Source organism: Thiomonas sp. TH-17 (assembly GCF_057473305.1).
Window position 1 is genome coordinate 1 of sequence record NZ_JBYCKI010000258.1, and the last position, 11,912, is coordinate 11,912.

12 protein-coding genes and 1 pseudogene are annotated in these 11,912 nt (G+C 65.9%); 10 read left to right on the top strand and 3 right to left on the bottom strand.

The annotated features are described in order from the left end of the window. Positions 1 to 527, bottom strand: a 527-nt coding sequence (locus tag AC2VLV_RS14995) for an argininosuccinate synthase domain-containing protein (RefSeq protein WP_486990747.1), incomplete at its 3' end; no start/stop codon positions are given. Positions 528 to 542: 15 nt separating this feature from the next. After that, positions 543 to 869, bottom strand: coding sequence for a pyrimidine/purine nucleoside phosphorylase (gene ppnP, locus AC2VLV_RS15000; RefSeq protein WP_486990748.1), 327 nt, complete (start codon positions 867 to 869; stop codon positions 543 to 545). A gap of 48 nt (positions 870 to 917) precedes the next feature. Here ppnP and pip point away from each other — a divergent pair, with 48 nt between their 5' ends. Continuing rightward, positions 918 to 1,868, top strand: a complete 951-nt coding sequence (gene pip, locus AC2VLV_RS15005; protein ID WP_486990749.1) for a prolyl aminopeptidase — start codon at positions 918 to 920, stop codon at positions 1,866 to 1,868. Between the two features lie 35 nt (positions 1,869 to 1,903). Here pip and metK read toward each other — a convergent pair whose 3' ends face one another. Continuing rightward, positions 1,904 to 3,097: a methionine adenosyltransferase gene (metK, locus tag AC2VLV_RS15010; protein ID WP_486990750.1), complete on the bottom strand. Its 1,194-nt coding sequence runs from the start codon at positions 3,095 to 3,097 to the stop codon at positions 1,904 to 1,906. 219 nt (positions 3,098 to 3,316) lie between these two features. Between metK and AC2VLV_RS15015 the strand changes: the two genes are divergently transcribed. From AC2VLV_RS15015 to AC2VLV_RS15055, 9 genes and pseudogenes are all read left to right on the top strand, one after another. After that, positions 3,317 to 4,192: a lysophospholipid acyltransferase family protein gene (locus AC2VLV_RS15015; RefSeq protein ID WP_486990751.1), complete on the top strand. Its 876-nt coding sequence runs from the start codon at positions 3,317 to 3,319 to the stop codon at positions 4,190 to 4,192. Beyond that, positions 4,189 to 5,094 (top strand): LpxL/LpxP family acyltransferase, encoded by a 906-nt coding sequence (locus AC2VLV_RS15020; RefSeq protein WP_486990752.1) that lies wholly within the window; start codon positions 4,189 to 4,191, stop codon positions 5,092 to 5,094. Before AC2VLV_RS15015 ends, AC2VLV_RS15020 begins: the two co-directional genes overlap by 4 nt. A 3-nt stretch (positions 5,095 to 5,097) precedes the next feature. Further along, complete coding sequence (gene dapF, locus AC2VLV_RS15025) at positions 5,098 to 5,961, top strand: diaminopimelate epimerase (protein WP_486990753.1); 864 nt, start codon at positions 5,098 to 5,100, stop codon at positions 5,959 to 5,961. 13 nt (positions 5,962 to 5,974) lie between these two features. Continuing rightward, positions 5,975 to 6,646 carry a DUF484 family protein gene (locus AC2VLV_RS15030; RefSeq protein ID WP_486990754.1) on the top strand — a complete coding sequence of 224 codons (672 nt, stop codon included), beginning with the start codon at positions 5,975 to 5,977 and terminating at the stop codon, positions 6,644 to 6,646. A gap of 28 nt (positions 6,647 to 6,674) precedes the next feature. Further along, on the top strand, positions 6,675 to 7,709 hold the full coding sequence (locus AC2VLV_RS15035) for a tyrosine recombinase XerC (protein ID WP_486990755.1): 1,035 nt from the start codon (positions 6,675 to 6,677) through the stop codon (positions 7,707 to 7,709). A gap of 9 nt (positions 7,710 to 7,718) precedes the next feature. Next, complete coding sequence (locus AC2VLV_RS15040) at positions 7,719 to 8,984, top strand: class I SAM-dependent rRNA methyltransferase (RefSeq protein ID WP_486990756.1); 1,266 nt, start codon at positions 7,719 to 7,721, stop codon at positions 8,982 to 8,984. 68 nt (positions 8,985 to 9,052) lie between these two features. Continuing rightward, entirely contained in the window at positions 9,053 to 10,117 is a 1,065-nt protein-coding gene (locus AC2VLV_RS15045) for a CobW family GTP-binding protein (RefSeq protein WP_486990757.1), read from the top strand. 623 nt (positions 10,118 to 10,740) lie between these two features. Further along, the gene (gene dksA / locus AC2VLV_RS15050; protein WP_486990758.1) at positions 10,741 to 11,229 is read left to right on the top strand and encodes an RNA polymerase-binding protein DksA; all 489 of its coding nucleotides are present in this window, start codon (positions 10,741 to 10,743) and stop codon (positions 11,227 to 11,229) included. A gap of 52 nt (positions 11,230 to 11,281) precedes the next feature. After that, positions 11,282 to 11,912, top strand: a pseudogene (locus tag AC2VLV_RS15055) (STAS domain-containing protein); the annotation flags it as partial.

Genomic DNA, 11,912 nt, shown 5'->3' on the forward strand with positions numbered 1-11,912 from the left:
AGGAACTCGCTCATTTCCTTGCGGCCGCCGAGTTCGTCAATGAAGGTCTGATCCAGCCAGGGCTTGTAGATTTTCAGCGCGGGGTTGGTGAGTAGGCCGTAGCGGTAGAAGCGCTCGATGTCGTTGCCCTTGAAGGTGCTGCCGTCGCCCCAGATGTTGACGTCGTCTTCCTTCATGGCGGCCACCAGCATGGTGCCGGTGACGGCGCGGCCCAGCGGCGTGGTGTTGAAGTAGGTGATGCCGCCGGTGCTGATGTGAAACGCGCCGCACTGGATGGCGGCAATGCCTTCGTGCGCCAGCTGCACGCGGCAGTCGATCAGGCGGGCTTTTTCGGCGCCGTAGGCCATGGCCTTGCGCGGGATTTCGTCGTAGTCGGCCTCGTCGGGCTGGCCGAGGTTGGCGGTGTAGGCGTAGGGGATCGCGCCTTTTTGCTTCATCCACAGCAGGGCGGCGGAGGTGTCGAGCCCGCCAGAGAAGGCGATGCCGACTTTTTGCCCGGTGGGCAGGTTTTGCAGAATGGTGGCCATGTGGTTGCGCGCGGATTAGCCGAAATGGCAGATGTAGTGATAGGCCTCGACGCCTTCAGGAACGCGAATCTCGAAGCGGGTGTTGCCGGGCACGTTAAAACGCTCGCCCACCCCGGATTTCACCCAGACGTCGCTGCCCGGCAGTTTGTATTCGCAGGCCCCGGCCACGCATTCCATGATTTCGGGCGCGCCGGTGTTGAAGGTCAGCGTGGCGGGCAGAATCACGCCGACAGACGCCTTGCGGCCATCAGGCAGGGTGATGCCGTGGCTGACGCATTTGCCGTCGAAGTACACATTGGCCTGCGTGTTGACGGTCACGCCGCCGATCTGGGTGGTGCTCATGGGTGGGTTTGGTCAGGGGGAAAAGAGAGCCGCTATTCTGCCATTCCCATGAACTTACGCACTTATTACCCCCCCATCGAACCCTTCAAAACCGGCGTTCTCGACACCGGCGAGGGCCACCAGATCTACTGGGAACTCTGCGGCAATCCGCAAGGCCAGCCTGCCGTCTTTCTGCACGGCGGGCCGGGCTCGGGCTGTTCGCCGGATCATCGCCGACTGTTCGACCCGCAACGCTACTGCGTGCTGCTGTTCGACCAGCGCGGCTGCGGACGATCGACCCCGCACGCCTCGCTGGAGAACAACACGACCTGGCATCTGGTGGCCGACATCGAGCGGCTGCGCACCCTGCTGGGCGTGGATCGCTGGCTGGTGTTCGGCGGCTCGTGGGGCAGCACGCTCGCACTGGCCTATGCCCAGACGCACACCGAGCGGGTGTCGGCGCTGATCCTGCGAGGCATCTTCACCCTGCGGCGAGAGGAACTGCTGTGGTTCTACCAGGAAGGCGCGTCGTGGCTGTTTCCCGATCTGTGGGAGGGCTTTCTGGCACCCATTCCAGAAGCCGAGCGCGGCGATCTGATCGGCGCCTATCGCAAACGGCTGACGGGCACCGACCCGGCAGCGCAACTGGCCTGCGCCCGCGCCTGGAGCGTGTGGGAAGGGCAAACCATCCGTCTGCTGCCCGATGCGGTCAACGCCGCACATCATGCGCAGGATGCGTTCTCGCTGGCCTTCGCGCGCATCGAGAACCACTACTTCGTGCATGAAGGCTGGATGGAGCAAGGCCAGTTGTTGCGCGACGCAGGCAAGCTGGCCGAGGTGCCCGGCGTCATCGTGCAGGGCCGGTACGACGTGTGCACACCGGTTCGCAGCGCCTGGGACTTGCACCGCGCCTGGCCACAGGCCGATTTTCAGCTCGTGTCCGACGCCGGGCACGCCTACAACGAGCCGGGCATCCTCTCGCGTCTGATCGAGGCGACGGACCGATTTGCAGGCGGTTGACATCGCCGAACCGCGGCCCCCTGACACGCCCTCTTTTACGCCGTCGCGGCGGCCTGCAGTACGCCCAGCCCGGCGTCGTCGCGCAGCTTGGCGGCTTTGTCGGTAGCCTCCCAGCTGAACTCGGGTTCGTCGCGGCCGAAGTGGCCGTAGGCGGCGGTCTTGGCATAGATAGGGCGGCGCAGATCGAGCATTTCGATGATGCCGCGCGGACGCAGATCGAAGTGACGGCGCACCAGTTGTTCGAGCTTGGCGTCGTCGATCACGCCGGTACCCTGCGTCGTCACCATGATGCTGGTGGGCTGCGCCACGCCGATGGCGTAGGAAATCTGCACCAGGCACTTCTTGGCCAGACCGGCGGCCACGATGTTCTTGGCCACGTGGCGCGCGGCGTAGGCAGCCGAGCGGTCGACCTTGGTCGGGTCTTTGCCGCTGAAGGCGCCGCCCCCGTGGGGGGCTGCACCACCGTAGGTGTCGACGATGATTTTGCGTCCCGTCAGGCCGCAGTCGCCCTGCGGGCCGCCGACCACGAAGCGGCCGGTCGGATTGATGAGGTATTTCACCTCGCCGCGCATGAACTCCGCGGGCAGCACGGGCTTGATGATGTGCTCGATCACCGCCTCGCGCAGATCGGCCAGGGCGATGTCGGGCGCGTGCTGGGTGGACAGCACCACGGTGTCGATAGCCACGGGGTAGCCGTTTTCGTAGCGGAAGGTGATCTGGCTCTTGGCATCCGGGCGCAGCCAGGGCAGGCGGCCGTCACGGCGCAACTGGCTCTGGCGCTCGACGAGACGGTGCGCGTAATAGATCGGTGCGGGCATGAGCTCGGGGGTTTCGTCGCAGGCGTAGCCGAACATCAGCCCCTGGTCGCCAGCGCCGATGTCGAGCTCGTCGTCATGCGCCTTGTTCACGCCCTGGGCGATGTCGGGGCTTTGCTTGTCGTAGGCGACGAGCACCGCGCAGCTCTTGTGATCGATGCCGAAGTCGGCGTCGTCGTAGCCGATGCGCTTGAGCGTGTCGCGCGCGACCTGGATGTAATCGACCACGGCGTTGGTGGTGATTTCACCCGCCAGCACGATGAGGCCGGTGTTGGCCAGGGTTTCGGCGGCAACGCGGGAGGCCGGGTCTTGCGCCAGATTGGCGTCGAGAATGGCGTCGGAAATCTGATCGGCCACCTTGTCGGGATGGCCTTCGGAGACGGATTCAGAGGTAAACAGGAAGTGGTTTGCCATGGCGGACCTTTCTTCAAACGGTTGGATCGACGCCACCGTTTGGGTCTCGCACGGCGACGCTTTAGCGGACATCTGCGCAGCCGTCCCGAAGGTCGCCTGCCCCTGCCACCCCGCAAGTTGTCATTAACTCGGTGGCAATGTCATGGATTCTATGCCTGCGCCACGCTTGGCGGCGCTTCGTAACATGGCACCCTTTGCGCCTCAGGGAAATCCTTCATCGTGCTGCTTCGCGTCTTCCGCTGGCTGTCTGTCTTGCCGCTGGGTTTGCTCCAGTCGCTCGGGGCGGCGCTCGGCCTGCTGGTATATGCCGCATCAAGCGTGTATCGCCAGCGTCTGCGCGCCCATCTGCAACAGGCGGGCTACGCGCCTGAGCAGCTTGCGCGCAAGGCTGCCGCGCAGGCCGGACGCATGGTCGGCGAGTTGCCCGTGGTCTGGTTCCGGCGCGGCGCTGCGGCGCCCGTGCACCGCGTGCAGGTGATCGGCAAGGAGCATGTCGATGCCGTTCGCGCCCAGGGCATGGGCGTGCTGTATCTCACGCCGCACCTGGGGTGCTTTGAAATCTCGGCGCAGGCGGCCGCGCTCTGGAGCCCGATCACGGTGATGTTCCGCCCGCCGCGCAAGGCCGTGCTGCTGCCGCTGGCCCTGGCTTCGCGCCAGCGCCACAACCTCGCCACCGCCCCAGCCAATCTCGCCGGGGTGCGGCAATTGCTGCGCGCCCTGCGCGCGGGCGAGTCCGTCGGCCTGTTGCCCGATCAGGCGCCCGGCAGCGGCGAAGGCGTCTGGGCCGACTTTTTCGGCCGCCCGGCCTACACCATGACTCTGCCCGCACGCTTGGTGCAACTGGGCAACGCCCGCATCATTCTGGCCTCGGCCCTGCGCCAGCCCGGCGGGCGCGGCTACACCCTGACGCTGGAGCCGTTTCCTGAAGCCTTGGACGCCGATCCGCAACGCGCCGCCACGCAGATCAATCGTGCGCTGGAAGGTCTGATCCGGCGCTGCCCCGAGCAATATCTCTGGGCCTACAACCGTTACAAAATTCCCTCGGGCGCACCGCAGCCCCCCGCGCCGAATCTCGCCGAGGACCCCGCACCATGAAGCCGCTGTTCGCCCGCCTGAGCATCGGCCTCGTCTGGCTGCTGCATCTGCTGCCTTACCCGCTGCTCGCCGCGCTGGGTACGGCGGTGGGCTGGCTGCTGTGGCCGCTGGCCCGCTCGCGTCGGCGCATCACCCTGCGCAATCTGCAACTGTGCTTTCCAGACTGGACGGCTGCGCAGCAGCGCGCGGTGGCGCGTGAGCATTTCGTCTACGTCGCCCGAGCCTTTCTCGAGCGCGGCGTGCTCTGGTACGCCAGCCCGAAGCGCCTGCGGCGACTGCTGCATCTCGAAGGCCCGGTGGAAGAAGCGCTGGACGGCCGCCGCAACACCCTGCTGCTGGGTTTTCACTTCGAGGGGCTCGACGCGGGATGGACGGCGCTCAGTCTGGTGGCGCCGCGTCCGGTTTCGGGCATGTACACCCCGCAGAAAAACAAGGTGCTCGACAACTGGGTGGTCGCTCGGCGCAGCCGCTTTCACACCGCCGCCATCGTCTCGCGGCATGACGGCGCGGCAGGCATGTTGCGGCAACTCAAAGCCGGGGTGCCGTTCTACACCCTGCCCGACATGGACTTCGGCCTGCGCAGCTCGCGCTTCATCGACTTTTTCGGGGTTCCCGCTGCCACCCTCGACGTCGCCCCGCGGCTGGCGGCTTCCGCCGACGCCCGGGTCTACGCCGTGGTGACCCGCATCCTGCCCGGCGCGCGCGGCTACGCCATCACCGTGCATCCCGCCTGGGCCGATTTTCCCGCGCTGGACGCCCGGGGCAAACCCGCCGACATCGACGCCGACCTTCGCCGCATGAATCGTTTCATCGAAGAGCAGGTGCTCACCATGCCTGCGCAATACCATTGGGTGCACAAGCGTTTCAAGAACCGCCCTGAAGGCGAGCCTTCTCTTTACTGACCCATGCAACTCGCATTCACCAAAATGCACGGCGCCGGCAACGACTTCGTCGTGCTCGACGCCACCCGTGCCCCGCTGGCCCTCAACGCGGCACAGCTGCGCCTGCTGGCCGACCGGCACTTTGGCGTGGGCGCCGACCAGATTCTGGTGGTCGAGGCGCCCCCCTCCCCCGAGGTCGATTTCGGCTATCGCATTTTCAACGCCGACGGCGGCGAGGTGGAGCAATGCGGCAATGGCGCGCGCTGCTTCGTCGCCTATGTGCACGGCAAGGGGCTCACCGCCAAGCGTCGCATCCGAGTGCAGACGCTCTCCGGCCTCATCGAGCCTGAACTGCAACCCGACGGCCGCGTCACCGTGGACATGGGCGCGCCGGTTTTCGAGCTGCCGCGCGTGCCTTTCGAGGCCCACGGCCTGACGCCGCAGCCGATGGATGGCTGGGAGCAATGGCCGCTGGACCTCGCGGGCGCCACCGCCTGGGTGAGTGTGCTGTCGATGGGCAACCCGCATGCGGTGCAGCGGGTGGGCGATGTGGACACCGCGCCCGTTTTGCGCGACGGCCCGCTGATCGAAAATCACCCGCGATTCCCCAACCGGGTCAACGCCGGTTTCATGCAGATCGTCGATGCCCAGCACATCCGCCTGCGCGTCTGGGAGCGCGGCGCGGGCGAAACCCTGGCCTGCGGCACTGGCGCCTGCGCCGCCGTGGTGGCCGGGCTGCGCCACGGCTGGCTGCAAGGCGCGGTAGACGTGCAGACCCACGGCGGCGAGCTGACCATTTCATGGGCGGGCGCAGGCCAGCCCGTGCGCATGACCGGCCCCGCCGCTTTTGTTTTTGACGGCACGATCGACCTGCCCGATCTGCCCTGATGGAGAACACCCGATGGAACTGAGCGAACACGATCTGGCCGCCTACCTGGCCGCCAACCCCGAATTTTTCGAGCGCCACGCCGAACTGCTCACCACCGTGCAACTGCTCAGCCCGCACGGCAACCGCGCCGTCTCGCTGCAGGAGCGGCAGATGGAAATGCTGCGCGACAAGATGCGCACTCTGGAGCATCGCCTCGCCGCGATGATGCGCAACGCGCTGGACAACGAAACCCTGGCCGGCAAGCTGCTGCTGTGGGCCCGCGACGTCATGCTGGCGCAACAGGGCGCGCCGGAGCAGTTGCCGCAAACGCTGCAGGACACCCTCAAGTCCGCCTTCGACCTGCCCATGACCGCGCTCAAGCTCTGGCCGGTGCGCGAAGAGTTCGCCGCGCTCGATTTCGCCACCGGGGTGAGCGAAGACGCCAAGACCTTCGCCGCCAGCCTGGCCGCACCCTTCGTCGGTCCCAATCCGGGATTCGAGGCCGCGCACTGGCTGCCGGACGCGCAGATGGCGCAATCGCTCGCGCTCATCCCGCTGCAGAACCCGCATACCAGCATGTGCATGGGGCTACTGGTGCTGGCCTCCCCTGACGGCCAGCGCTTCACCGCGGATATGGGCACCGATTTCCTCACTCTCATCAGCCAGTTGGCCAGCGCGGCGCTCGTGGGCCTGCTCGCCCGCTGAACAGCGCCCCGCCGCCCGCCGCCGACGCATGGCCGCGCCCGTCCCGCCTCCTTCCACGCCATCGTCCACGCCCGCATCCGGCGGTCTGGCCTTACGCCAGCGGGTGGCGGATTACCTCGTCCACGCGCAGACCGAACGCCGCCTGGCCGACGGCACGCTGGTCAACTATCGACGCGACCTCGATGACCTGCTGCAGCGCGCCGAAACGCTGGGCGAGACGCCGATCGAATCGCTGCACATCCGTCGCTGGGCCGCGCAGCTTCACGCCGCCGGCATGAGCCCTCGCGCCATCGCGGCAAGGCTGTCTGCCTGGCGCAGCTTTTTCCGCTGGATGGGGCGGCTCGGCTTCGTCGCCGCCAATCCGGTGCAGGACGTTCGGGCACCCAAGGCGGCCAAACCGCTGCCCAAGGCCTTGTCCGTCGATCAGGCCGTGGCGCTGGCCGCCTACGTACCGCAGACCCCGGCGGCAGAGCCTTCATCCCAGGCCCACCGGCACCCGACCGAACCCTCGGCCACCCGCAGCGCGCGAGCGCATGCCATCGCCGAACTGCTTTATTCCTGCGGGCTGCGCGTGTCCGAGCTCACCGGGCTCGACGTGCGCGCCAGCAAGACCGCGCGCGGCTGGATCGACTGGGACGCCGCCGAAGCCACCGTCACCGGCAAGGGCAACAAGCGGCGCAGCGTGCCCATTGGCCGTCCCGCCCTGCTCGCCCTGCAGCAATGGCTGGAGCAGCGCCCCGCCCTGCTCCGCCCCGATGCCGACGCCGACGCCCAGGCTGCGCTGTTTCTAGGCGCACGCGGCGCGCGCCTCACGCCGCAGCGCGTCTGGCTCGAACTGCGCGAGCACGCCCGCGCTGCCGGGCTCGATGCCCGCGTGCATCCGCATATGCTGCGCCACTCCTTCGCCTCGCATGTGCTGCAGTCCAGCGGCGATTTGCGCGCGGTGCAAGAATTGCTGGGCCATTCCAGCATTGCCACTACACAGGTCTACACCCGCCTGGACTTCCAACATTTGGCCAAGGTCTACGACGCCGCCCATCCCCGCGCACGCAAGAAACCTTAAGGCCCCTCCATGAAAACCATCCGCCTTCATCCCGGCAAGGAACGCTCCTTGCTGCGCCGCCACCCCTGGGTGTTCGCCAGCTCGATCGCCAAGGGCAGCGCCAAGGGAAATCGCCCCCACGCTACGGCTGCGCCTGCGCTGCCCCCCGAGGGGGCTGTCACCGCCTTGGGGCGGCCCAGCGGCGGTGACTCGGGCGAAACCGTCCGCGTGGAAGCGCACGACGGCCAGTTTCTCGCCTGGGCAGCCTTCAGCCCCGCTTCGCAAATCCGCCTGCGGGTCTGGAGTTTCGAGGCCACGCAGCGCATCGACGCCGCTTTTTTCACCGAGCAGTTGCGCGCGGCCATCGCGCGCCGCCAGGCGCTCGGTCTGGATCTCACCGCCTGCCGCCTGGTACACGGCGAGAGCGACGGTCTGCCCGGCTGCATCGTCGATCGCTATGCCGACATCGTGGTGCTGCAAGCGGGCAGCGCGGGCATCGAACGCTGGAAATCCGTGATCGTCAGCGCCCTGCACACCCTCATGCCCGAAACGCGCGTTTACGAACGCTCGGACGCCGCCCTGCGCGAGCGCGAAGGCTTGCCCGCGTCCACCGGCTGGCTGCTGGGCGACGGGGAAACCCAGGTCGAGATCCGCGAAAACGGGCTGCAGCTGCGGGTCGATGTCGCCACCGGCCACAAGACCGGCTTCTACCTCGATCAGCGCGACGCACGCGCCCGCTTTGCCGCCGTGGTGCGCGCGCACGGCCTGCAGCGCGTGCTCAACTGCTTCAGCTATACCGGCGGCTTCTCCCTGGCCGCCCTGGCCGGTGGAGCGCAGCGCGTCGTGTCGGTCGATTCCTCCGCGCCCGCGCTGGCGCTTGCGGCCGAGCATGTCGCGCTCAATGGCTTCGATCCGGGGCGGGCGCCATTCATCGACGCCGACGTCAACGCCACCTTGCGCCGCCTGCGCGAAGAAGGCGCGCAGTTCGACGCCATCGTGCTCGATCCGCCCAAATTCGCCGCCAGCCCGCAACAAGTCGAACGCGCCGCGCGCGCCTACAAAGACATCAATCGCCTGGCCTTCCACCTGCTGCCGCCCGGCGGCTGGCTGTTCACCTTTTCGTGCTCAGGCGGCGTCAGTGCCGAGCTGTTCCAGAAAATCGTCGCCGGGGCCGCTCTCGACGCGGGCGCAGACGCGCAGATCGTCGCCCGCACCGGCGCTGGGCTCGACCATCCCTTAAGCCTGCATTTCCCCGAAGGCGAGTATCTCAAGGGACTGCTGCTGCGCCGCAGTTGAACTTCCAGTTGATTTTTCGTTGATCGCCCCGATCTGAATGGGCGTTGCTTCTCTCAAGGAATCCCACCATGGCCTCCCTCATTCCCGCCACCATCGTCACCGGCTTTCTCGGCAGCGGCAAGACCACCCTGCTCAAGCGCGTGCTGCACGAAGCGCATGGCTCCAAGATTGCCGTGATCGAAAACGAGTTCGGCGAAGAGAACATCGACAGCGACATCCTGGTGCAGGAAGCGGGCGAGCAGATCGTGCAGATGTCCAACGGCTGCATCTGCTGCACCATTCGCGACGATCTGCGCGCCACCCTGGCCGATCTGGCCGCCAAGCGTCGCAAGGGCGAACTGGTGTTCGACCGCGTGGTGATCGAAACGACTGGCATCGCCGACCCTGGCCCAGTGGCGCAGACCTTTTTCATGGACGACGAGGTCGCCAGCCAGTACATGCTCGACGCCATCCTCACCCTGGTCGACGCCAAGCACGCCAACCAGCAGTTCGACAGTCGGCAGGAAGCGCGTCGCCAGGTGGGTTTCGCCGATCAGATATTCATTTCCAAGGCCGATCTGGTCAGTGCCGACGAACTCGCCGCCCTGCAGCATCGGCTCGCCCACATGAATCCGCGCGCAAAGCAAAGCGTGGTGCATTTCGGCGAGGTGCCGCTGTCGCAGGTGCTCGACCTCAAGGGTTTCAACCTCAACGCCAAGCTCGACATCGACCCCGATTTCCTCAAGGCCGACGATCACGATCATCACGACCACCACGATCATGCCCACCATGACCACGAGCACGAACACGAACACGGCGAACACTGCAATCACCCGCACCATCATCACCACGACGATGACGTGAAATCCTTCGTCTACCGCGCCGACAAACCCTTCGACCCCGCCAAGCTCGAAGACTTTCTCGGCGCCATCGTGCAGGTCTACGGCCCGCGCATGCTGCGCTACAAGGGCGTGCTGAACATGCAGGGCATCGACCGCAAGGTCGTCTTCCAGGGCGTGCACCAGCTCATGGGCAGCGATCTCGCAGCGCCCTGGGGCGCGCAAGAGCAGCGGCAGAGCAAGATGGTGTTCATCGGCATCGACCTGCCGCGTGACATCCTCGAAAAAGGCCTTCAGCAATGCCTGATCGGATGATGCATTTGCCTTGCCACCCGAAATGAATAGAATCGGGCGGTTTTGACAGTGGCCAGCCCGCAAGACAGCTCGCACGACAAAACGCAGTGGGGGTCCGTTGGGTTGCGCTGCGTCCCGGCACAGCAAAGGCATGATGCCAAGAGCGGTCAAGGTCGGGGCAAGTCGCGATCATGGGCGGCCCCACACTTTCAAATCAGATCGGTGCAGCGCACGACGAATTCTCTTTGTCCGTGCCGAGCCATGCAGCAAATCAGGCGGCGATGGGCCGTCGGATGGGAAAGTTCGGGAGGATTTTCGTGGTCAAGTCGCCTCAAAAAGCGGTCGCAGCTCCAGGCAAGAGCAAGCCTGCGGCAGCAGACAAAAAACCCGCAGTCAAACCAGTCGCAGCCAAGACCAAGGCAGCGCCAGTCGTTCAGGCGGAGCCAGTTGCGCCCGCCAAGTCGGCCGCCAAGGCTACAGCGGCGCAATCCGCGCCGGTCGTCTCTGCCGCACCTGCCAAAAAAGTCACAGCTTCCCCGGCGCTTCGGCGCTCATCTTCTTCTGGCGTGAGTAAACTCCACGCCTCAAAACCCTTGTCGGCGGCCATGGGGTCGCCGGAACCTATCCGACTCGACAGAAGTTCCATGAGCAGCACAACCATCGAACCCATCCCCAGAAAAGCCGACCCCAAGCATGCCAATGCCTGGAAGCACAAGTCTGCCTCCGAACTGACCGAGCAAGAGCTGCTGGCCATGCCCGAGGCCGAGTACATGAACGAAGTCCAGCTCGACTACTTCAAGCGTCTGCTCAGCACCATGCGCGACGATCTGATCAAGAGCGCGGGCGAAACCACCGAGCATCTGCGCGAAGACACGCTGCTGGTTCCCGATCCGGCCGATCGCGCCACCATTGAAGAAGAGCATGCGCTGGAGTTGCGCACCCGTGACCGCGAGCGCAAGCTGCTGAAAAAAATTGAACAATCGCTGCAGCGCATTGAAAGCGGCGACTACGGCTGGTGCGAAGAAACGGGCGAGCCCATCGGCATCGGCCGTCTGCTGGCCCGGCCGACGGCCACGCTGTCACTCGAAGCGCAGCAGCGACGCGAGCTCAAGCAAAAAATGTTCAACGATTGATTGATGATCTGCCGCCTCCCTGCGGCAGGCGCGATTTCCGGGCAACTCAGGCATGAGCAGTTCTGATTCAGGCGGTTTCTGGAAGCGAGTGGGTTCTTTCGTCAAGAACCCGACCCGCGACTGGTCGCTGACCGACGAACAAGCCCTTCAAGAGCATGAGAACCTCGCCCGGGTCAAGGCCCGCGAGGACCAGAAGCGCCAGGACGATTTCATCCGCAAACGCGAACTCGACGGCCTGCGCAAGCTACGCCGACGCGAGGCCACCGATCTGGGCATGGATGACAGCCTGCAGACCAATGTTCCCGAGCTGACATCCCAACCCGCCCCGGTACACGACCGGGACGAAACCCTGCGAAAAATCAACGAGATCGAAAAATCGATGGCGGGCGATCACGCCTCCCCCGCGACTCGCAGTCGCGGGCCGGTCACGCGGCAGATGTCTGCGCCCGCGACCCGATCTCTTCCCCAGAGTCTGCCGCCCCAAAGCCACCAGCCATCACAGGCTAAACCGCCTCTCACCTTCGCGCCCCCATCCCTGACGGCGGGGACGCTGTCGCCCGAGTCGCAGACGACCGGCCCCATGCATTTCAAGGTGGACACGGCCTATGCCGATACCACACTGATCACCAAGCCGGGCGGTCTGACAACTCAACCCACGACCGGTGTGCCATCGTCGCAGTCCG

Coding starts and splice junctions, on each gene's coding strand:
- ppnP (WP_486990748.1), bottom strand. CDS start 869: ATGAGCACCACCCAGATCGGCGGCGTGACCGTCAACACGCAGGCCAAT.
- AC2VLV_RS15045 (WP_486990757.1), top strand. CDS start 9,053: ATGGCCTCCCTCATTCCCGCCACCATCGTCACCGGCTTTCTCGGCAGC.
- AC2VLV_RS15030 (WP_486990754.1), top strand. CDS start 5,975: ATGGAACTGAGCGAACACGATCTGGCCGCCTACCTGGCCGCCAACCCC.
- AC2VLV_RS15020 (WP_486990752.1), top strand. CDS start 4,189: ATGAAGCCGCTGTTCGCCCGCCTGAGCATCGGCCTCGTCTGGCTGCTG.
- dapF (WP_486990753.1), top strand. CDS start 5,098: ATGCAACTCGCATTCACCAAAATGCACGGCGCCGGCAACGACTTCGTC.
- metK (WP_486990750.1), bottom strand. CDS start 3,097: ATGGCAAACCACTTCCTGTTTACCTCTGAATCCGTCTCCGAAGGCCAT.
- AC2VLV_RS15040 (WP_486990756.1), top strand. CDS start 7,719: ATGAAAACCATCCGCCTTCATCCCGGCAAGGAACGCTCCTTGCTGCGC.
- pip (WP_486990749.1), top strand. CDS start 918: ATGAACTTACGCACTTATTACCCCCCCATCGAACCCTTCAAAACCGGC.
- AC2VLV_RS15035 (WP_486990755.1), top strand. CDS start 6,675: ATGGCCGCGCCCGTCCCGCCTCCTTCCACGCCATCGTCCACGCCCGCA.
- dksA (WP_486990758.1), top strand. CDS start 10,741: ATGAGCAGCACAACCATCGAACCCATCCCCAGAAAAGCCGACCCCAAG.